General features: G+C 33.6%; 17 protein-coding genes. 14 read left to right on the top strand and 3 right to left on the bottom strand.

The window, feature by feature from the left end:
* Positions 1 to 98: 98 nt before the first annotated feature.
* From tsaE to GXM17_RS07920, 4 genes are all read left to right on the top strand, one after another.
* Positions 99 to 506, top strand: a complete 408-nt coding sequence (tsaE, locus tag GXM17_RS07935) for a tRNA (adenosine(37)-N6)-threonylcarbamoyltransferase complex ATPase subunit type 1 TsaE (protein WP_163398762.1) — start codon at positions 99 to 101, stop codon at positions 504 to 506.
* Positions 507 to 524: 18 nt separating this feature from the next.
* Entirely contained in the window at positions 525 to 998 is a 474-nt protein-coding gene (locus tag GXM17_RS07930) for a GNAT family N-acetyltransferase (protein ID WP_163398761.1), read from the top strand.
* An 81-nt stretch (positions 999 to 1,079) separates the two neighbouring features.
* Positions 1,080 to 2,279 (top strand): alanine dehydrogenase, encoded by a 1,200-nt coding sequence (locus GXM17_RS07925; RefSeq protein ID WP_163398760.1) that lies wholly within the window; start codon positions 1,080 to 1,082, stop codon positions 2,277 to 2,279.
* Between the two features lie 35 nt (positions 2,280 to 2,314).
* A complete protein-coding gene (locus tag GXM17_RS07920; protein ID WP_163398759.1) occupies positions 2,315 to 2,689 on the top strand; it encodes a DUF4258 domain-containing protein in 375 nt (124 codons plus the stop codon).
* A gap of 305 nt (positions 2,690 to 2,994) precedes the next feature.
* On the opposite strand, the gene GXM17_RS07915 is transcribed toward GXM17_RS07920, so the two are convergent.
* Positions 2,995 to 6,222: a cytochrome c biogenesis protein CcsA gene (locus tag GXM17_RS07915; protein WP_163398758.1), complete on the bottom strand. Its 3,228-nt coding sequence runs from the start codon at positions 6,220 to 6,222 to the stop codon at positions 2,995 to 2,997.
* A 255-nt stretch (positions 6,223 to 6,477) separates the two neighbouring features.
* Here GXM17_RS07915 and GXM17_RS07910 point away from each other — a divergent pair, with 255 nt between their 5' ends.
* From GXM17_RS07910 to GXM17_RS07870, 9 genes are all read left to right on the top strand, one after another.
* Positions 6,478 to 7,239 carry a Rossmann-like and DUF2520 domain-containing protein gene (locus GXM17_RS07910; RefSeq protein WP_163398757.1) on the top strand — a complete coding sequence of 254 codons (762 nt, stop codon included), beginning with the start codon at positions 6,478 to 6,480 and terminating at the stop codon, positions 7,237 to 7,239.
* Positions 7,223 to 7,750: a KdsC family phosphatase gene (locus GXM17_RS07905; protein WP_163398756.1), complete on the top strand. Its 528-nt coding sequence runs from the start codon at positions 7,223 to 7,225 to the stop codon at positions 7,748 to 7,750. The genes GXM17_RS07910 and GXM17_RS07905 overlap by 17 nt, the downstream gene beginning before the upstream one ends.
* An 85-nt stretch (positions 7,751 to 7,835) precedes the next feature.
* Complete coding sequence (locus GXM17_RS07900) at positions 7,836 to 8,762, top strand: geranylgeranylglycerol-phosphate geranylgeranyltransferase (RefSeq protein WP_163398755.1); 927 nt, start codon at positions 7,836 to 7,838, stop codon at positions 8,760 to 8,762.
* On the top strand, positions 8,755 to 9,339 hold the full coding sequence (locus GXM17_RS07895) for a Maf-like protein (protein WP_163398754.1): 585 nt from the start codon (positions 8,755 to 8,757) through the stop codon (positions 9,337 to 9,339). The genes GXM17_RS07900 and GXM17_RS07895 overlap by 8 nt, the downstream gene beginning before the upstream one ends.
* A gap of 10 nt (positions 9,340 to 9,349) precedes the next feature.
* Positions 9,350 to 9,880 carry a mechanosensitive ion channel domain-containing protein gene (locus tag GXM17_RS07890; protein WP_163398753.1) on the top strand — a complete coding sequence of 177 codons (531 nt, stop codon included), beginning with the start codon at positions 9,350 to 9,352 and terminating at the stop codon, positions 9,878 to 9,880.
* A 106-nt stretch (positions 9,881 to 9,986) separates the two neighbouring features.
* Complete coding sequence (locus GXM17_RS07885; protein ID WP_163398752.1) at positions 9,987 to 11,099, top strand: AI-2E family transporter; 1,113 nt, start codon at positions 9,987 to 9,989, stop codon at positions 11,097 to 11,099.
* 50 nt (positions 11,100 to 11,149) lie between these two features.
* Complete coding sequence (locus tag GXM17_RS07880; RefSeq protein WP_163398751.1) at positions 11,150 to 12,979, top strand: BamA/TamA family outer membrane protein; 1,830 nt, start codon at positions 11,150 to 11,152, stop codon at positions 12,977 to 12,979.
* A 195-nt stretch (positions 12,980 to 13,174) separates the two neighbouring features.
* Complete coding sequence (locus GXM17_RS07875; RefSeq protein WP_163398750.1) at positions 13,175 to 13,678, top strand: hypothetical protein; 504 nt, start codon at positions 13,175 to 13,177, stop codon at positions 13,676 to 13,678.
* A 212-nt stretch (positions 13,679 to 13,890) separates the two neighbouring features.
* The gene (locus GXM17_RS07870; protein WP_163398749.1) at positions 13,891 to 15,516 is read left to right on the top strand and encodes an LVIVD repeat-containing protein; all 1,626 of its coding nucleotides are present in this window, start codon (positions 13,891 to 13,893) and stop codon (positions 15,514 to 15,516) included.
* Between the two features lie 279 nt (positions 15,517 to 15,795).
* Here GXM17_RS07870 and GXM17_RS07865 read toward each other — a convergent pair whose 3' ends face one another.
* On the bottom strand, positions 15,796 to 17,064 hold the full coding sequence (locus GXM17_RS07865) for a tetratricopeptide repeat protein (protein WP_163398748.1): 1,269 nt from the start codon (positions 17,062 to 17,064) through the stop codon (positions 15,796 to 15,798).
* A 44-nt stretch (positions 17,065 to 17,108) separates the two neighbouring features.
* Positions 17,109 to 19,751, bottom strand: a complete 2,643-nt coding sequence (gene gyrA, locus GXM17_RS07860) for a DNA gyrase subunit A (protein WP_163398747.1) — start codon at positions 19,749 to 19,751, stop codon at positions 17,109 to 17,111.
* 258 nt (positions 19,752 to 20,009) lie between these two features.
* On the opposite strand from gyrA, the gene GXM17_RS07855 reads away from it, so the two are divergent.
* Positions 20,010 to 22,556, top strand: a complete 2,547-nt coding sequence (locus GXM17_RS07855) for an ATP-dependent Clp protease ATP-binding subunit (protein ID WP_163398746.1) — start codon at positions 20,010 to 20,012, stop codon at positions 22,554 to 22,556.
* The last annotated feature ends 36 nt before the right edge of the window (positions 22,557 to 22,592 follow it).

The following is a 22,592-nucleotide window of genomic DNA, read 5'->3' as shown; positions in this document are numbered from 1 at the left end:
AATATTGTCCTTCTATTAATCTTAAAAAATAAATTAATGTAAATTCGTGGCTAATAATTTCGCTTTCGCGAAAGATAATCGCATTAAATAAATATACAATGAATATCGTTTTTTCATTAGATCAGATTCAGGAAGTAGCCAAACAAATTATTGCTCAAAATCCTAAAAAAATTATTCTTTTTAATGGGGAAATGGGTGTTGGAAAAACTACGTTAATTAAACAATTATGCAAAATCTTAGGTGTTGAAGAAGCTACAAGCAGTCCTACATTTTCTTTAGTCAATGAATATTATACTTCAGACAATCAAATTGTTTATCATTTTGATTTTTACAGATTGAATAAAGAAACTGAGGCACTGGATATGGGTGCTGATGATTATTTATATTCAGGAAACTGGTGTTTTATAGAATGGTCTGAAAAAATTGCCAGTCTGATTCCGGAGGAACATTCTTTAGTTACAATTGAGTTATTAGAGAATGGGAAAAGAGAACTAAAACTGATTTAATTTCACAATATAACATCAATGAACATCCAAAACACAGTAGAAATTATTCCGTTTTCTCCAGATTTAAAAGAATACATCAAAACTTTAAATACAGAATGGCTGACAAAATATTTCAGAGTAGAAGAAAAAGACGAATTGGTACTTTCAAATCCGCAGAAAGAAATTATAGACAAAGGCGGAATGATTTTTTATGCTAAACATAATGGTGAGATCATTGGAACTTTTTCTCTAATGAAAATTGATACAGAAACTTTCGAATTAAGTAAAATGGCGGTTTCAGAGAAAGTACAGGGACTTGGAATTGGCAACAAATTAATTCTCTCTGCATTTTCCATAGCCAAAGAAAACAACATTAAAAAGTTAATTTTATATTCAAACCGAATTTTATCACCCGCAATTCATTTATATAAAAAATTTGGTTTTGTTGAAGTCGTTCTTGAAAAAGGACTTTATGAGAGAGCCGATATAAAAATGGAAAAAATAATACGTTAATTTCTTAATGTATTAGCAGAATTTTTATATTAATTTTAAAACTTTTTACGTAATTTGTACTCTTAATTTTTGCACAATCCAATGTCAATAACCTTAACCCCATTTACGAAACAGCAATTGTTACCACAAGAAGAGAAGCTTGAAATTGTCCGCCAAAAAAGAGAACTTTTTATAGGGATCCCAAAAGAGACAAGTTATCAGGAGCGTCGTATTTGCCTGACCCCGGATGCGGTTAATTCTTTGACTTATGAAGGACATCGCGTCATGATTGAATCAGGTGCGGGTGAAAGTTCGAGTTATTCAGATAAGGAATACAGTGATGCTGGTGCAGAAGTTACTAATGACACCAAAAAAGTTTTTGGATGTCCGCTACTGCTTAAAGTCGAACCCCCTACTCTGGCAGAAATTAAAATGATTAATCCAGAAACAACTATCATATCTGCCATTCAGTTAAAGACAAAAAAGAAAGCTTACTTTGAAGCTCTGGCGCAAAAAAAAATTACCGCACTGGCTTTTGAATATATTAAAGACGAAGACGGCTCCTATCCAGCAGTAAAGTCATTAAGTGAAATCGCCGGTACAGCTTCCATACTTATTGCAGCTGAACTAATGATTACCGACGAATTTGGAAAAGGGCTTTTATTTGGCAATATTACCGGTGTCCCTCCTACCGATGTTGTTATTTTAGGTGCCGGAACAGTTGGAGAATTTGCTGCAAAAACAGCTATTGGTTTAGGAGCAAATGTAAAAGTTTTTGATAATTCTATTACCAAATTACGTCGTTTACAAAATAATCTTAATCAACGCGTTTTTACATCTACTATTCAACAGAAAGCACTACTTAAAGCCTTAAGACGTTGTGATGTAGCGATAGGTGCTATGCGAGGAAAAGAACGATGTCCGATTGTTGTAACTGAAACTATGGTGGAACACATGAAAAAAGGTGCCGTAATTGTAGATGTCAGCATTGATACAGGAGGTTGTTTCGAAACATCAGAAGTTACTACGCATGAAAAGCCAACTTTTATAAAAAGCAATGTTTTGCATTATTGTGTACCTAATATTCCTTCCAGATATTCTAAAACAGCCTCTCTCTCAATAAGCAATATTTTAACTCCTTACCTGCTCCAGATAGCTGAAGATGGTGGCTTGGAAAGCTCTATCAGATGTAATAAAGGCTTAAAAAACGGAATTTATTTATACCACGGAATACTGACGAATAAAGCTATTGGTGAATGGTTCGATTTACCTGATAACGATATCAATTTACTTGTTTTCTAAAACAACTTTAGCTTACCTTTGCAAAAAATTAATTCATGAAGTTCGTACACCGTTTTGCTTATTATTTAGTTGGTTTGGTTATGGGATGCTTTTTTGTAGCACTCGTTTTTAGTGGAAAAGACACCCGCTGCAATTATTTTCCGAATGCGAGGGTTTTGAATAATCTAAGAACCAAACCTTTTCAATATTCTGAAAAAGCTATCCGCACATTAAATGAAAAATGGATTGATACCGCAGATATTAAAAACACACTGCAATTTGGTGACGTGGATTTTGACCAGAGTAACGTTCCTTACAAAAAAGGAAAACTGTATGTTATTGAAGGAAAAACGGTGAAAAATCAGGAAATTGTTCTTAAAGTGACCAACTACGAAAACAAAGCTGTTTTAGAAGAAATCATAAAAAAATAATACTTTTTATAAGTTGATTAAAAGGATAGCAAAAAAATGCTGTCCTTTTTTTGTTCCTAAACAACTAAATAACTATTGAAAAAAGGGCTTCGACTCCGCTCAGCCTGAAAATATATTCAATTAGCTCAATAGTCTCTATGAAAACTGAAGTTCTAGCCCTGATGGAAACGGCATCCTTTTGTGGCGGGGTTCGCCACAAAAGATATAGTGGACAGCAGGAACAAGCTCCTGATTACCTGTAACTATTTTATGTAAAATTAATTCAAAAAAAAAGATTCAGCTTTTCTGCTGAACCTCTCTTCGAATTATTTTTTTAATCGTTTCTTATAGTATTTTTGATATTTCGGATATGTTATGGCTCCTATCAATGAAATTGTAATCAGCGAATAATATATCCAGTCAAGAGATTTTGCCTCACCGCTTGCATAGGAATGCAGGCCAACCAAGTGGAAATTCACTCCATAATAGGTAAACAAAATGGATATAAAAGCAAACATACTCATTACATTAAATATCCATTTACCTCTCAAGGCAGGCACAAAACGGGCGTGAATTACAAAAGCGTAAACCATAATCGATATTAAAGCCCAGGTTTCTTTGGGATCCCAGCCCCAGTAACGGCCCCAGCTTTCGTTGGCCCATTGGCCTCCAAGGAAGTTTCCTATTGTTAACATGATTAATCCAATTGTCAATGCCATTTCGTTGATATAAGTGATTTCCTTGATATTTAGATCCATTTTGGCTTTGTTGTTCTTGTTTGTAAAGAAAATCAATATTAATGATACAAAACCAAGTATAAATCCTAATGCAAACGGTCCGTAACTTGCTACGATCACTGCTACGTGAATCATTAACCAATATGAATTAAGAACGGGCTGCAGGTTTGCAATTTCAGGATCGATCCAGTTCATATAAGCAGCAGATAAAATCATTGCTGTTACAAACGCAGAAGAGGCAACGGTAAGTTTTGATTTTCTGTCAAATGCCAGTCCAAAAAACATAGTTGCCCAGGCTACATAGACAATTGACTCGTAAGCATTACTCCAGGGAGCGTGCCCGGAAATATACCAGCGGGCAATTAATCCTAAGGTATGCAATCCAAACAGAATTCCGATAATGACATGAAAACCATTTATAGTAATACGAAGCCATTTTTTCTCGAAAAAGATGTTTACAATCGTAAAGATCAACATCAAAACAGATGCTCCAAGGTACCAAAAAGGCAGTTTTTTAAAAACATCATATTTATTATAGGCAATTTCAGCATCAATTTTTTCTTCGCTTGGACGTACTTTAGCCCCAAATTTCTTTTGAAAACCATTGATACTTTCTACTAAATCATCCGCAGTTTTAAAATCTTTAGAAATAGAACCATCATTTAAAGCTCTAAAATACAATGGAATAATTTGTCTGGTATAAGTAGCTTCCATACCTTTTAAGCCAGCGTGATCTAATTCTAAGTATGAAACCCATTTATCGCCCGGATGATTTGGAACCGGGAATATCTTTAAAATACTTCCCATCAAAGCAGATTCCATCAGGTTGACCTTTTTATCTGTCTCAATGAAATCTTTTTCAAACTGATTCGGGTTTGCTGCTTTATAAGCTGTATCCAAATAAGGAGATAATTTGTAATTACCGTTCTGGTCGAAAAATTTCACAAAAGGTGCATTTTTCGCATCTTTATCTACCCCGATAATTTTTCTGATACTATCATTTCCGGCTCTTAAATGGATAATCGGAACCTGAATCCAAACCTGTCCATATTGTGTCATCGACAAAAATACCTGATCAGAATTCATTCCGTTATAGGTATCACTGTGACTTACTTTTCGTAACAATTCAGAAGAGAAAGTGTTAATAGGCTTCATTCTTCCCCCTGCATCCTGAATAATCAAACGTCCAAATTTGGCCGCATGAGCTTCCGGAGCTTTGTAAATATTAAGTAATGAATCTATTTGCTTCTGGCTTGGAGGACGCGTTACATGATTGGCATGATCGTTGGGGTCATCGCTATGAGTGTGTGTATGATTGTGGTTATGATTGTCTCCAGGTGTATGAACATGTGGCTCTTGTGCAAAACCGTTAAAACTTAGCATTATAACCACAATTGTAATTAATTTAGCTTTTTTGTCTTTTACTTTCTCAAGTTTGCGCTTTAAATCTGTAAAACGGGAACCTTTGGTAAACATGATCGCCATTAGACCAAAAAACAACATAAAATACCCTAAATAAGTTATAGATGTTCCCCAGAAATCATGGTTTACAGAGAGTACAGTTCCTTTTTCATCCGGATCAAACGAAGACTGGAAAAATCTGTATCCTTTATGATCCAAAACATGGTTCATATAAATTCTGGCATCAAAAGTTTCTGTGGAATCCTGAACGGTAACTTTACTTTCAAATGCCGAATAACTTTTCTCTGTTCCCGGATATTTAGTTGCTATAAAATCATTTAATCTTACTTTAAAAGGTAAAATATAGGCTTTACTGCCAAAGAATAAGGAATACTCAATGTTTCCAATTTTTACCGTTTTCGGCTCCCCTATATTTCCTTTAGAACCTAACAGGCGTACTTCTTTTTCATGACCTTCAGCTTTAACTTTTACGATTAATGCATCGGTGTGGGATTTGGCCTTATAATCATTATTCGATTCATAATCTACAATTCCTCTTACTGCAGGATCCGGAAACACAATTCGGATATCGCCAATACTGTATAATGAACGCATCATCAAAGGCTGTACATTATCTTTTGTTACTTTTCCTTTGAATTGATCTGCCATTCGCATAAAATCACCTTCAAAAGGAGTCTGAATGGTATATTCTTTTCCTGTTGTATTAATATTTATGGCGCCGTCAGTGGGTTTATTCAAAGCAAATAAAACGTTGTGAATATTTTGAACTTCACCTTCTTTCAGGAAATGTTCTTCACGACCACCGGCCCCTGCTTCAACTAACTTAATATATAATGTTCCGTTTGGATCAGGTTTTATGATTTCTTTTGCTCCCATTATGTAGTTCACATAAGTAACTTCAAAAGGAGTTTCGTCAAATTTGCCTGAAAGAGTAAAATCATTATTTGTAACAGGCGAAAATAAAAGGCTTTTTTCAAAAGTCCTGCGTTTCATTTCTCCTTTGTATTCGCCATCTGCAAAAACAGTCAGGAATGTTTTATCTGAATAAATTTGATTTTCAGCAGCCCCTTCTCGAATTGGCATCATGCCTTCATAACTGATATAACGTGTAATAAAAGCTCCTAAAAGAATAAAAATAAAGGCGATGTGCAATAATAAAGTCGCCCATTTTTCTTTTTTTAATAACTGATAGCGTTTGATATTTCCGAAGAAGTTGATCAGGAAAAACACCATTATTGCCTCAAACCACCATGTGTTGTAAACTAAAATTCTGGCAGTATCCGTATTGTATTTACTTTCGATAAAAGTTCCAACACCCATTGCGATTGCGAATGTTAAAAAAAGAACGGCCATTAATCGTGTAGAAAACAAAAAAGAGAATATTTTTTTATCCATTTTGAAGGAATTACTGTGTATAAAAGTGGCACAAAAGTACTTAAAAATGTTGATTCCTATTATTTGTCTTTTGTTAATTAAAACCAAAAAGAAAACCTCTTAATTGAATTCTCAATCTTATCTTACAATATTTAGTGAATGATAAAATCATAACTTATATCTTTCTGTTTTTTTAAAAAATTTCATAATGCAAAAAAGGTTTTTAATATGCAAAATCAGTCGTTATCACTTAAAAAATAATACTAATTTTGCATTATGATTCAAATAAGTATAATTGGCTCCGGAAATGTAGCTCAACATTTGATAAAGGCTTTCGCTAAAAGTGAAGAAACAGAGATTAAACAGGTGTTTTCAAGAAAAAAAGAATCACTGACGCATCTTATTGATCCTGACAAAATTGTAACTGATCTTTCAGATTTGAAAGAAGCTCATTTGTATATCATTTCGATAACAGACGATGCGATTGCTGAAGTTTCAAAACAACTCCCTTTTGAAAATCAATTAGTAGTTCATACATCGGGAACATCTTCGATTGCTATTTTAAATTCAAAAAACCGAAAAGGTGTTTTTTATCCCTTACAGACTTTTTCAAAAGCCAAACCAGTTGATTTTTCGATAATTCCGATTTGTCTGGAAGCTGAAAATGAAGCCGATTACACTATTTTGAAAACAGTTTCCAAAAGTATTTCGAATACAGTTTTCCCAATAAGTTCAGAACAAAGAAAAGCATTGCATGTTTCGGCTGTTTTTGTAAACAATTTTACGAATCATTTGTATAAAATCGGACAGGAAATTTGCGAAGAGCATCACGTCCCCTTTGAAATTTTAAAACCGCTAATTCAGGAAACTGCAGAAAAAATAAAAACTCTTACTCCCGCCGATGCACAGACAGGCCCCGCAAAACGCAATGATTCTATAACTATTGAAGCTCATCTTAGTTATTTAACAGATGAAAATCAAAAAAACATCTATAAACTCCTAACACAATCCATACAAAATAATGGCAAAACACTTTAAAGAAATAATGAATGACATCACTACTTTCGTTTTTGATGTTGACGGCGTACTCACAGACAGTTCCGTTTTTGTAACGAATGAAGGCGAAATGATTCGCACAATGAATATAAGAGATGGTTTTGCTATGAAAGCAGCTGTAGAAAGCGGTTTTAACGTTTGCATTATTTCAGGCGGAAGCAATGAAGGCGTTCGTATAAGATTGAGTAATTTAGGTTTAACAGATATATATTTAGGAACTCCTGATAAAGTAAAAACTTTCAAAGAATACACTAATATTCACAATATTAAGCCTGAAAATGTATTGTACATGGGTGACGATATTCCGGATTTTCATGTCATGAAACTAGTTGGTTTGCCAACCTGTCCTCAAGATGCAAGTCCTGAAATTAAGAATATCTGCCGTTATGTTTCGCACGTAAAAGGCGGAAGAGGCTGTGTTCGTGATGTAATCGAACAAGTCATGAAAGTACAGGGGAAATGGATGGAATATTTTAACGGAAAACATGATTAAGGTAAATGTCAGTACTATATCTAAAATCATATAAAAATACATTTTAATAAACAACTCAGAATCTCAGTCCTTAGAATCTTAAAAAATGAAGTACCTCAAACTTATTCGTTACCAAAACCTGTTAATGCTAGCTCTTATGCAGTTTTTATTCCGTTATGCATTTTTAAAAGGACAAAACATTCCCCTGGCCTTATCAGACTGGCAATACGATTTATTAGTTTTAAGCACTGTTTTACTGGCAGCTGCCGGATATGTTATCAACGACGTTTTTGATACTGAAACCGATCAGATTAACAAACCTGAGAAGGTTATAATTGGCAAAAGTGTTTCAGAAACATCAGGCTATAATATTTATATTGCTTTAAATATTACAGGAGTTGCGATTGGTTTTTACCTTTCAAATGTTATAGGAAGACCCGGATTTGCAACTATTTTTATACTAATGGCTTCTTTACTTTACTTTTACTCCACAACTTTAAAGCAAATCATGATTTTAGGGAATTTGGTTGTGGCATTTCTATTAGCAATGAGTGTAATTATCATTGGTGTTTTTGACATTTTTCCTGCAACCATTGCCGAAAATAAAGCACAAATGACTAGTTTGTTTTCTATTTTGACTGATTATGCGTTATTTGCCTTTATGATTAATTTTATCCGCGAAATAGTTAAAGACATTGAGGATGTTAACGGAGATTACAATCAGGGAATGAATACACTTCCTATTGCACTTGGCATTAGCCGAACCGCTAAAGTTGCTTCTGTAATTTCAGCTATACCTTTTATTTTATTATTGCTTTATATTAAAAATTACTTTGTTGATAACGGCCTTTTCATAGCCACTTTATATTGTTTTATTTTGGTTTTGGCACCGCTTCTTTACTTTATAATTAAAACTTTTACTGCTAAATCGCAAAAAGAGTTTCATCATTTAAGTACTGTCCTGAAACTAATATTATTTTTCGGAATTCTGTCAATTGTGGTTATTACCTTAAACATTCAGTATAATGCTTAAAGAAAAATTAAAAAAATATAACTTAATCCTCGCTTCGGGTTCGCCGAGAAGACAACAGTTTTTTAAAGACTTGGATTTGGATTTTGAAATTCGATTAAAAGATGTTGAAGAAATATATCCTGCCGAATTGAAGGCTGTTGAAATTACAGACTTTTTAGCACTTTTAAAAGCAAATGCTTTTGACGGAGAATTAAAAGAAAATGAAATCCTGATTACCAGCGACACTATTGTCTGGCATCAAAATAAAGCATTAGGGAAACCTAAAAATGCTGAAGAAGCTTTTGAAATGATAAAGTCTATGTCAGGAAAAACCCATGAAGTAATCACTTCTGTTTGTTTTAAAACAACTTCTGCTTCTACCCTTTTACATGATATCACAAAAGTGACTCTTACTACTTTATCAGATGAGGCGATTTTATATTATATCGAAAACTTTAAACCCTATGACAAAGCCGGAGCTTATGGCATACAGGAATGGTTTGGTTTTATGGCTGTTACCAGAGTCGAAGGTTCTTATACTAATGTTATGGGGCTTCCTACAGCAAAAGTTTACGAATATTTGAGTATATTAGAGTAAAAATTGATTTATGTTTTCATTTAAAGAATATAGCCAGGAAATTTTAACCACTATAATTCTCCTAATAATATTAGCGGCCCTGCGTGTCATCATTGCGCAATTAGTACGAAGATACGCCAGTACAAGCCACTTATTAGAACACCGTACAAATCTCGTTATTAAATACATTCATATTTTAATGAATATTTTGGTAACAATAGGTTTGATTATTATTTGGGGAGTTGATACTAAAGATATTTTTATAACTGTTTCGTCGATTGCGACTGTAATTGGCGTTGCTATGTTTGCGCAATGGTCGATTTTAAGTAATATTACTTCCGGAATGATTTTGTTTTTTTCTTTTCCTTTCAGAATAGGTGACACTATAAAAATACATGACAAGGATTTCCCTATAGAAGCCGAGATAGAAGATATTAATGCTTTTCATGTAAATTTAAAAACTAAGGAAGGAGAAAAAATCATCTACCCAAACAATCTTTTATTACAAAAAGGAATATCGATTTTGCCTCCCGTATATGAGGATAAAGAGTTTTATGATTGATATAATGGGAATTTTATAAACTATATTTTTAAAGCTAAAACAATATAAACAAAATTAAGTTTAATATTTGTTTAGCCTAATTTAAGTTATAAAAAATCCAAAAAAAATGAACCAACCTCTAACTTTGCCTTTTTATGCTAAACTTACTTTTATACTATTAAGTTTAATTTGTATAAGTCTCATAGTTTATATTGGAAGTGATGTTATTACTCCGGTAATGTTAGCATTTATGTTCACAGTTCTGCTATTACCTCTACATAGTTTATTGCATTTAAAATTACGATTTCCAATTTATATTGCTTCATTCATAACCGTATTCGTATTTGTACTTTGTATAGCAGGAATCTTAACCTTCCTGTCTTTTCAGATAACAGATCTTGCTAATGATTTTGACATTATTAAAAAAAATGCAATAGCTTTTTATAATAATTTACAATCTTACATACATGAACAATTTCAAATCAGTATTTGGGAACAAAAAAAATATATTGAAAAAGTGACAAATGATTCTGTACAAAATGGATCAGGAACATTAGGAACTGCTATTGGATCATTAAGCGATGTTCTATTTAATTGTATGCTTGTAGTTGTATTCACATTTTTATTTCTCTTATACAAAACTCATTTTATTCTTTTTTTAGCAAAATTATTTGACAAACAAGACCATGCTAAACTACTGGAAATCATAACCCATATAAAAATTTCTATAAATAATTATATTCTGGGGCTAATTTTTGAAATGTTTGTAGTTTCAATTTTAACAGGTTTGGGACTATGGATTATAGGGGCTAAATATTTTATTTTATTGGGGCTTATGACTGGGATTTTAAATTTAATTCCATATATCGGAATTACGATTGCGGGTATTTTGACTATTTTATCTTCACTGACAGGAACACCAGATGTATCAATGATAGTAAGTATTCTTGTTGTTAATATCATTGTTCAGCTTATTGATAATAATGTACTTGTTCCTCTTATAATTAATTCAAAAGTAGAGATTAACGCTTTTGTTTCAATTATAGGGATCATTGTTGGTGGTGGTGTTGCGGGAATCTCAGGAATGTTTTTGGCAATACCATTATTAGCTATTCTGAAAATTATTTTTGACAGAATAGAATCATTAGAACCATGGGGCTATGTTATGGGCAATCACATGCCTAAAAAATTTACATGGAGAATCAGAAAATTAAAAAACGCAAATAAAAACGTTGATTAAAAAGGATTCATTTCTTAATATAAATTATAATTTCAGCTAACTTTATTAGCATGTTTCAAAACTTTATAAAAATAGTTTTAGTGCTCCTTCTTTGGAATTTTTCCCAAAGTGCTTTTTCACAAGAAAAACAAACTAAAAAAGACAGTGTTGAGACATATCATAAAATTAAAAAACTTTCAGAAAAAAGAAAATTTACTAACTTTTTAAGAAAAATAATTTTCAAGCCTTCAAAAATTAAAAAGAAAAACCAAACATTAGCTGAAAATAAACACCTGTCCAATGTAGATGGTAAAATTATTAGAAAAATCAGAATCATAACGTTGGATCCTTTTGGTAATTCCGATACTGATTCCACTATGGTTCCAAATAATTGGGGTGAAAGAACAGGAAATAAATTACACCTCAAGACTAAAAAGTTTGCTATCCAAAATTTATTGCTTTTTAAAAGGAATTCCGCATACGACAGCTATAAAATAAAAGAAACAGAACGTATCATCCGATCACAAAGATATGTGAGCAGAGTAAATATCTCAGAGGAATTAGCCGGTGAAGGTAATGATTCCATTGATGTTACGATTCGTGTTTTAGATGCGTGGAGCCTTCTTCCTAAATTTTCCATATCAGGTTCAAAGGTTCGTGTTGGTTTTAATGATCGTAATATCTTCGGTACAGGCCAACAGCTGGAATACAGATTTACGAATCGATTCTCAGACGGACATAACGGTCATGATGCATTATACACCATTCCTAATATTAAAAACACTTTTATATCAACTAAATTTAAATACTATAATGATTTAGATGATAACTATATCAAAAGCGCTTCAATCGAGCGTCCATTTTATTCTCCACTTGCTAAATGGGCTGGTGGTGTCATCTTAAGACAGCAATTTAGGCGTGACACTTTACAGGATGCAGCCCTAAAATATGAATTTCAGCCATTCAAATATAATTCTCATGACTTTTGGGGTGCTAAAGCATTTAAGATAAGCGGTGTGACTCCAAAAAAAAAGGAAAGAACAACCAATCTGATAGTTTCCGGACGTTTCTTAAACATTGATTATACAGAAAAGCCTACTGTTTCATTTGACACCATCAATTTTTTTTCAGACGAAAGACAATTTTTAATGGGTTTTGGAATCAATACGAGGGAATTCGTGAAAGACAATTATATTTTTAGAAATGGATATACAGAAGACGTTCCTATTGGAAGAATATATGGAATTACTGCCGGTTACCAATATAAAAATAAAATTTGGCGTCCTTATCTCGGGGCTCAGGCATCATTTGGTGACTATTACAAATGGGGATTTCTGAGTACTAATTTTGAAATTGGGACTTTTTTCCATCAGAGAAAAACATATCAGACATCTATTGCTATTGGAGCCAATTATTTCACAAATCTTTTGACAATCGGAAATTGGAAATTAAGACAATTTATTAAACCTGAAATAATTATAGGAATAAACAGGGAAAATAGCATCGGAGATCAGCTTACGATAAACGAAAATTACGGACTTCAGGGATTTAATGCAGCACATTATGGTAAGAGCAAAATGGTTCTAACCTTGCAAACACAGACTTATGCACCAAAAGAAGTTTTAGGATTCAGGTTAAATCCTTATTTTAATTATTCTATTGCTGTATTGGGCAACAGCTCTTCCGGTTTGCTTAAAAATAAATATTATTCGAAAATAAGTCTCGGAGTTTTAATTAGTAATGACTATCTTGTTTTTAGTGCATTTCAGCTATCCGTATCTTATTATCCTTCAATTCCTTTTCAGGGTCAAAGTATTTTCAAAACGAACACTGTTGAAACTCATGATATCGGTCTTCAGTCTTTTGAATTAGGAAAACCTAGTATTGTTGAATATAAATAATTATATTTTTTCATAAAAATCTAATTCAGCTTTCAAAAATTGCAACACATTAAATATCAACAACATTGATTATTTTATGTACTACATTTTATTTCAAAATGTTTTTGTACTCAGACTAAATTCATTTTAATTTTTTTTTTTGGCACAATATATGAATACCCCGATTATATAGATTAACAATTAAATTTTTGAAAGATGAAAACTATAAAATTAGCAATCGTTGGGTTATTTCTAATAGTTGCAAATACGACACAAGCACAGGTATCAGTTAATGTTAATATAGGAAATCCCCCAGCCTGGGGACCAGTCGGATATACTGAAATGGAATATTATTATCTTCCAGATATTGAAGCTTATTATGATGTACGCGCTTCACAATTTATTTATTTTGGAGGAGGAAGATGGGTTAGGACTACATATCTGCCAAGACATTACAGAAATTACGATTTGTATGGAGGTTACAAGGTAGTTTTAAATGATTACCATGGACGAACTCCTTATAAACATTTTGCCAGACATAAAGCTAAATACTATAAAGGATATCACGGTGCTCCACAAAGATGTTATAAGCCCAGAACTGCATACGGATATAATGACCGTCACCGTGATCATCATAAAAGCTACAAACATCATGATAAATATGATAGAGATGATAGAAATGACAGACACAACGTTAATCATGGTCATGGAAGAAGATAAATAGTTATTAAATTGCAGCAAAAGAGAGTGCCAAATTTTGGCACTCTCTTTTTTTTTACGATTAAATGTTTAAAAAAACCGCCCAAATACACTTAAACCTAAATTACTGTAAAACAAGAACTTTGATGAAAAAATTTAACATTATTACTTGTATCATGTTATAAAAAACAACTTACATTTGCACCGAATTTTAAAAACCAATAACAAATTTTATGAAAAAGAATGTTTATTTATTTTCATTTTTAGCTTTGTCACTTTTAATAGGTTGTGACAATAATGATGATAATACAAATGATAATCAGTCGAAAAATAAAATCACAATTACTACAGATGAGAGTTTTTTAAATAAAAGACTTGACTATACCAATTCTGGAGTAATTTCAATCGAAAACAACAGTGCTACAGGAAAATTTTCCAGTACTGCTGCAACTACAACGCTTCCACTAGTACAGATAGCTGAAATAAATGCACCTGTTGATAGTAATGGAAGAACATTACAGGCAAGTCACGTTGCTGTAAATGGGAATTACGCTTATGTATCTTACATTATGAGAGGCGAAGTTTATTCAGGAGCCATCGACGTCATTGATGTATCTGATCCTTATAAGCCAAAATTAGTTAGTTCTGCTTTAATCGCCAACACAGATATTGTATCACTTACTTATGCTAATGGAAATTTAATTATCGGCGCAGCAAAAGATGTAGATTCTGATCCGTTATTGGTAAATCCTTCTATCATAATTAATATGGAATTAAACTTCGGCCTGCTTACAGATAAATATAAAATCAACTATTTAGAAAGCAGGGTTACAACAGATGTTGCGGCAAATAATTCATCGTATTTTGCCGTAACAGGTGATAACGGAAGCCTTTTTAAATTAAACAGTTCAACTAAAGCAATCACAGGAAAAGTAGCTGTCGAAGATTTACGTTCTGTAGCATTAAGCAACGATAAAATTATAACCTTAAGTGGTACAAAAGGAGTAAATATTTACAATCAATCTACTTTAGCGCTTCAAAAAAGCTTTGCAACCTCCTCAGATGTGAGCGGAGCCAAAAGAACAATGGAAATAGACGGAACAAAACTTTTAGTCTCTGAAGGATATAATGGTTTGGGTGTTTATGATATTAATACTGGTTCAAAATTACAAACTATAAATATAGCTATAGCAGGAGAAGATAATGTCACAAATGCCGTTTCTGTAAACGAAGGATACGCTTTCGTTGCAAATGGTGCTGCGGGACTTAATGTCTATCAAACCGGAAGCCAGCTTAGTTTACTAGGTACCTTAGGAATTTCAGGATCATCAAACTATGTTAAATCCAGCGGTAACTATATTTATGTAGCGAGTGGAAAAGGTGGTTTAAAAATCATTAAGATGGAAAAACCAAATAATACATTTGCAAGCTGCTCTCAATACGGAACCTATAATCAGGGTAAAGATTTGATTTTAAATTCAAATGAGGCTAAATCATTTGCCGGTTCTACTGCCATTAATTCTGCCATAGTAAATTCAGGTGCAGTATTAACACATTGCGGTTCAATATCAATTCAAAACGGTTTAATACTTAATAGTGGTGGTACATTTAACATGAGAGGAAGTTTAGCTCAGGGTAAATATCAGCAGCCAAATCCAACAGAGCTTATCATTAACAGTAATGCTGTATTACAAATTGAAGGTTCAGTTGTAATTTGGGGTGACCTGAGACTTAACAGTGGTGCAAAAATTAATTTTATTGGCAGCAATTCTTCAATAACTATTTACGGAAAAGTAACTAAAAATAGCGGAGTAACTATTACAGGTAATTATACAGATACTGAAAACAAATTGAAATAATTAGATTAGATTTCTGTTAGAAATCGCAATCAGCAGGAAAACAGACCTCAAATAACGATGGTCTGTTTTTTTGTTATTGATTATTAAAAAAAAATAGGAAATGGTCAATGCTTATTCAAAATTGGGATAGGTTCTAAACCAACTTATATTTGAAAAAAGCCTACGATTATCAAAACCGTAGCCTTACCTTTTTTCAACTTACACTTTTGGATAAATGCAAAAAAAACCGCCTAAATCAATTAATTTAGACGGCTTCGTATTTATATTATTCTTTTAAGACTACATTGTAGCTTTCAATGCCTTAGCTTCTGCAGTCATTTCAAGTGCTTTGTAAACACCTAATAATGTTTTAGAAACATCCTGATTTTTAGGATCTAATTCATTTGCTTTTTTAAGATATGGGATCACACTTTTGAAAACATTTTCTCTTTGTTTCTTTAAAACATCATAACGCTTCATATCCTTATCAGAGGTACCCAACTTATTCATTTCATCAATAATTGGTTTTTCTGCCTCTAATTTTAATGCGGCAAGATTAAGATAGGCATTGGCATAATTAGGATCTATTTCAATCACTTTTAAGTAATATTTCTCAGCATCAGCAGCATTTTTAGCATTTGCACTAAGCACTCCAAGGTTGAAAATTAATTCTTTATTATTTGGATCTTTTTGTAAAGCTTCTCCTACCAACATTTTATATGTTTCATAATCTTTAGTTTCTAAATACAGGTTAGCTTCAGAAAGGATTAAAGAAGAATCTTCCGGGTTTGCTTTTCTTGCATCAGCAAGAGCTTTTTTCGCATCTTCAGTTCTTCCTTTCTGCACTAAGATTAAAGCATAATTCTTGTAAATTTCACCTCTTTTAGAAGGAATAGCTTCTGTTTTAGGCTTTTCATGTGTTCCTAATTTCACAGCTAAATCCATTTCTTTTGCATTATTAAAACCATCTTCATTACCAGAAGCTTTATTTACAGCTGTATAGCTGGTACCTTTTCCTGAATAATTTAAATTTTTTAATTCCTCATACATTGGTAAAGCAGCATCATAATCCTGAGCATTTACATATGTAGAGGCAGCATAATATAAATTGATGGTATCTTTTTTGTCTAAAGAATATGCCTCGTACAATTTTTTTGCTCCTTCTGCTGATTTATTTGACTGCGTGTCTGCAATTGCAGAGTTAATCAACAATCCTTTAATTTGTGTAATTGAAGCTGCAGCCTGTGTTGAATATTTCTGTTTTCCGGAAGCTTTTTCAATATCAATTAATTTTTTATAACTCTCAGCTGCCAAAGAAAGATTCTTACCCTCTTCTACTTTTTTATTTGCAAGGTCTAAATAAGCATTACCCTGTATAGAATAGTATTGAGCCTGTTCAGTATCTTTTGCATTAACAATAAGATTTTCTGCATCTTTTAATTGTGCAATTGCCCCTTGTGCATCTCCGCCTTTTAATGCTTTTTCAGCACTTTTTATTTGATCTTTTTGAGCAAAAGATGCTGCTGAAATTAAAAAGGCTGATGCTAATACTACATATTTACTTTTCATAACATTCAATTTGTATATTTAATTTTAATTTTTGTGGTTCATTTTTATTCTTGAGATTCTTCTTCTTCATCAGTATCATCCTCTTCAGCTTCTTCATCTGAATCATCATCTTCATCCTCTTCTATTACGCCGTCATCTTCAAGAACTTCTAAGTCAGGCTTAACTCTTTCAATTGCAGATTCGATAACATTTCCGTCTTCGTCAACAACAACCTCTTCGGCCTCGTCTTTCATTACTTTTGTAACTGCAGCAATAGAATCTTTTCCTTTCAGGTTAATTAATCTTACACCCTGAGTTGCACGTCCCATAACACGCAGATCCTCAATAGCCATTCTGATTGTCAGTCCGGATTTATTAATGATCATTAAATCATCAGAATCAGTAACGGCATTAATCGAAATTAATTTTCCTGTTTTTTCTGTGATATTAAGAGTTTTAACCCCTTTACCTCCACGGTTGGTAATTCTGTAAACATCTTCACCATCGTCATCGACTAATTTGGTACGTTTACCATAACCATTTTCAGTTACAACCAGAATTTGCGAATCATTGATGTCGTTTTTATCAACAGTAACCATACCAATTACTTCATCAGTATCATCTTTTAGGGTAATTCCGCGCACTCCTGAAGCTGTTCTTCCCATTGGACGTGTTTTGGTTTCTTCAAAGCGAACCAGTTTTCCTGATTTGACTGCTAAAATAATTTGGCTTTCACCGTTTGTTAACTGTGCTCCCATCAGCTCATCACCTTCTTTAATAGTAATAGCTGCAACACCATTTACCCTAGGTTTAGAGTATTTTTCCAAAGATGTTTTCTTAACCTGGCCCTGTTTGGTAACCATCACCAGATTATGACTGTTGATATAGTCTTTATCCCTTAGATCCTGTGTACATATAAAAGCTTTTACTTTATCATCACTTTCAATATTAACAAGGTTTTGAATAGCCCTTCCTTTTGCAGTTTTGCTTCCCTCCGGGATTTCGTACACACGCATCCAGAAACATTTTCCTTTTTGCGTAAAAAACATCATATATTGGTGATTTGTGGCTACGAACATATGCTCAAGAAAATCCTGATCTCTTGTTCCCGCACTTTTCTGACCAACTCCTCCTCTATTCTGAGTTTTATATTCTGTTAAGTTGGTACGTTTGATATAACCTGCATGAGAAATTGTAATTACTACATTTTCATCGGCAATCAAATCTTCAATACTCACATCCCCTCCGGAATATTCAATTTGAGAGCGGCGTTCGTCACCATATTTATCACGGATTTCAGCTAGTTCTTCCTTAATTAAGTCGGTTCTCAAATTTACATCAGCCAGCAATGCTTTTAAATGTTCGATCAACTTCATCAGCTCTTCATACTCAGCTCTCAATTTATCTTGTTCCAGACCTGTTAATTGACGCAAACGCATCTCAACAATCGCACGGGCCTGAATATCTGACAAACTGAATCTTTCGATTAATTTCTCACGTGCTTCTTCTGTATTTTTAGAGCCTCTGATAATTGCAATTACTTCATCAATATTGTCAGATGCTATAATTAATCCCTCTAAAATATGAGCTCTTTCTTCTGCTTTACGCAATTCAAACTGCGTTCTTCTCACTACAACATCATGGCGGTGCTCAATAAAATAATGAATCATGTCTTTCAGATTCAGCATCTGAGGGCGGCCTTTTACTAATGCAATATTGTTTACACTGAAAGAAGACTGCAGTTGCGTAAACTTATATAAGGTATTTAAAACTACGTTTGGAGTTGCATCGCGCTTTAAAATGTAAACGATACGCATACCGTTTCTGTCAGATTCGTCACGAATATTAGCGATACCTTCGATTTTCTTTTCGTTAACCAGGTCAGCAGTACGTTTAATCATATCTGCTTTATTAACCTGATACGGAATTTCAGTAACAATAATTGACTCTCTTCCGTCAACTTCTTCAAAACCAACCTTGGCACGCATTACAATACGACCTCTTCCGGTTTTAAATGCCTCGCGTACGCCTTCATAACCATATATTATACCTCCTGTTGGAAAATCCGGAGCTTTAATATGTGTCATTAATTCGTCTACTTCAATATCATTATTGTCAAGGTATGCTAAAGTACCATTGATAACTTCAGTTAAATTATGTGGTGGCATATTGGTTGCCATACCAACCGCAATACCAGTTGCTCCATTCACTAATAAGGTGGGAACTCTTGTAGGCATTACTTTTGGTTCATATAATGTATCGTCAAAGTTCAATTGAAAATCAACCGTTTCTTTTTCGATATCGGCCATAATTTCTTCCGAAATCCTTTTCATTCTGGCCTCCGTATAACGCATTGCAGCCGGGCTATCCCCATCTACAGAACCAAAGTTACCCTGACCATCAACTAAAAGATAACGCATACTCCATTCCTGGGCCATACGAACCATGGCATCATAAACAGATGTATCACCGTGTGGATGATACTTACCCAATACCTCTCCTACGATTCTCGCAGATTTTTTGTGGGCTGATCTTGATGTTACTCCTAAGTCATACATTCCGTAAAGAACTCTTCGATGCACCGGTTTCAAGCCATCTCTAACATCCGGAAGTGCCCTTGATACGATTACTGACATCGAATAATCGATGTAAGCTGATTTCATTTCTTCTTCGATGTTAATAGGAATTAACTTTTCTCCTTCAGACATAAATTGTTATATTAAATAATTATATTAATTTTCAAAGCGTGCCAAGATACGTTTTTTTGAAATTTTTTCAGCTATTTACTTACAGATATTTCAATGATTTATTAACAACTTTTTTTTGCCTTTTAGTTAATAAATTAAGCCTTTTTTAACTGTTTTATTACTATTTTTTTTGTCTATTAGCTGACAGGTGTTTCCGAAAGGTACGGTTTTTGTTTTTCAATCACTAATTCATTAAATTTACAATACCAATTATATATTATGGATGATAATTTTTCACCAAGAGTAAAAGATGTTATTACATACAGTAAAGAAGAAGCTCTTCGTTTAGGGCATGACTTTATTGGTACTGAACATCTCATGCTGGGCATTTTAAGAGATGGTAACGGAAAAGCTATTCATATACTTAATAACCTGGCAGTCGATTTAGATCATTTACGCAGGAAGGTAGAAATACTGAGTCCGGCCAACCACAGCGTTGAAGTAAACACCGAAAAGAAAAATCTTCATCTTACCCGACAGGCCGAAAGGGCACTGAAGACCACTTTTCTTGAGGCAAAAGTATTTCAAAGTTCGTCGATTAGCACAGCACACCTGCTTTTATGTATCTTACGAAACGAAAACGATCCAACAACCAAGCTGTTGAATAAACTAAAAATAGATTATGATATAGCTAAAGAACAATATTTAAATATGACTCCAAACGAAGAAGAATTCTTAGAAAACTTGCCAAAAAATGAATCGTACAATGATGATTCAGGACAAGATGACAGTTTAAAAGAGAGCAGTTTTAATAATCCAGCCAATAAGTCAAACAAAAAATCAAAGACTCCGGTATTAGATAATTTTGGGAGAGATTTAACAGAAATGGCCGAAGAAGGAAAACTGGATCCTGTTGTAGGACGCGAAAAAGAAATTGAGCGTGTTTCTCAAATTCTAAGCCGCAGAAAGAAGAACAACCCGCTACTTATTGGAGAGCCAGGAGTTGGTAAATCTGCTATTGCAGAAGGACTTGCTTTACGAATTATCCAAAAGAAAGTATCCCGTATTCTTTTTCACAAACGCGTTGTAACTCTTGACTTAGCCAGCTTAGTTGCCGGAACAAAATACAGAGGACAATTTGAAGAAAGAATGAAAGCGGTAATGAACGAACTTGAAAAGAATGACGATATTATTCTTTTTATCGATGAGATTCATACTATTGTAGGTGCAGGAGGCGCAACAGGTTCACTTGATGCTTCAAACATGTTCAAACCTGCATTAGCAAGAGGCGAAATCCAATGTATTGGTGCTACAACTCTTGATGAGTACAGACAATATATTGAAAAAGACGGTGCTCTTGAAAGACGTTTCCAAAAGGTTATTGTTGAACCAACTTCGGTTGAGGAAACAATTGCTATTTTGAACAATGTTAAAGACAAATACGAAGACCATCATAATGTAACTTATACTCCGGAAGCGATTGAAGCTTGTGTTAAATTAACCAACAGATATATGTCTGAGCGTTTTTTACCGGACAAAGCTATTGATGCTATGGATGAAGCAGGATCTCGTGTACACATCACTAATATTGACGTTCCAAAGCAAATTTTGGATCTGGAGCGTCAGTTGGAAGAAGTTCGTGAGAACAAAAACATGGTTGTCAAAAAACAAAAATACGAAGAGGCAGCCAAGCTTCGAGATGATGAAAAACGTATTGAAAAAGACTTAGCTCTTGCCCAGGAACAATGGGAAGAAGATTCAAAAAGCAATCGAATTGAAGTTACTGAAGATAATGTAGCTGATGTTGTTTCTATGATGACCGGAATTCCTGTAAACAGAATTGCACAAACAGAAAGTAATAAACTCGCTAAGCTACCTGAATTGATTCAGAATAAAGTAATCGGACAAAACGATGCTGTTTTGAAGATTGCACGTTCTATTCAGCGTAACAGAGCCGGACTTAAAGATCCTAATAAACCAATTGGTTCGTTTATTTTCTTAGGTCAGACAGGAGTTGGTAAAACACAGTTAGCCAAAGTTTTAGCAAAAGAATTATTCGATTCTGAAGATGCTTTAGTTCGTATCGACATGAGCGAATATATGGAAAAATTTGCTATCTCCCGTCTAGTTGGAGCGCCTCCGGGATACGTTGGTTACGAAGAAGGGGGTCAATTGACTGAAAAAGTTCGTAGAAAACCGTATTGTGTAGTTCTTTTAGATGAGATTGAAAAAGCACATCCTGATGTGTTCAACATGATGCTTCAGGTGTTAGATGATGGATATCTGACTGATAGTTTAGGTCGAAAAATCGATTTTAAAAACACTATTATTATCATGACATCCAACGTTGGTGCACGCCAGCTGAAAGACTTCGGACAAGGTGTGGGATTCGGAACTGCTGCTAAAGTTGCTCAGGCCGATGAAAATTCAAAAAGCATTATCGAAAATGCATTGAAAAAAACTTTTGCTCCTGAATTCTTAAACAGAATTGATGATGTAATCGTATTTAATGCATTGGAAAAAGCTGATATCGATTTGATAATAGAAATCGAGCTTAAAAAGCTATACAGTCGTATTGCAGAATTAGGTTACAACTTAAGACTTACTGATAAAGCAAAAGCATTTATTGCAGAAAAAGGCTTTGACAAACAATTTGGCGCAAGACCTCTAAAAAGAGCCATCCAAAAGTATGTCGAAGATTTGTTAGCCGAAGAAATCATTACTTCAAAAATACATTCAGGTGATGAAATCTTAATGGATTTAAAAGATAATTCAGAGGAACTTTCAGTAGAAATACACAAAGCCGAAGAACCGACTAATCAATAAATTAGTCATAAATTTATAACACAAATAACGCACCCG

Origin of the sequence: Flavobacterium fluviatile (assembly GCF_010645065.1) — a bacterium.
GTDB classification, from domain to species: domain Bacteria; phylum Bacteroidota; class Bacteroidia; order Flavobacteriales; family Flavobacteriaceae; genus Flavobacterium; species Flavobacterium fluviatile.
Note: the sequence above shows the minus strand (reverse complement) of the source record. Positions and strands in the feature narration are given on the sequence as shown.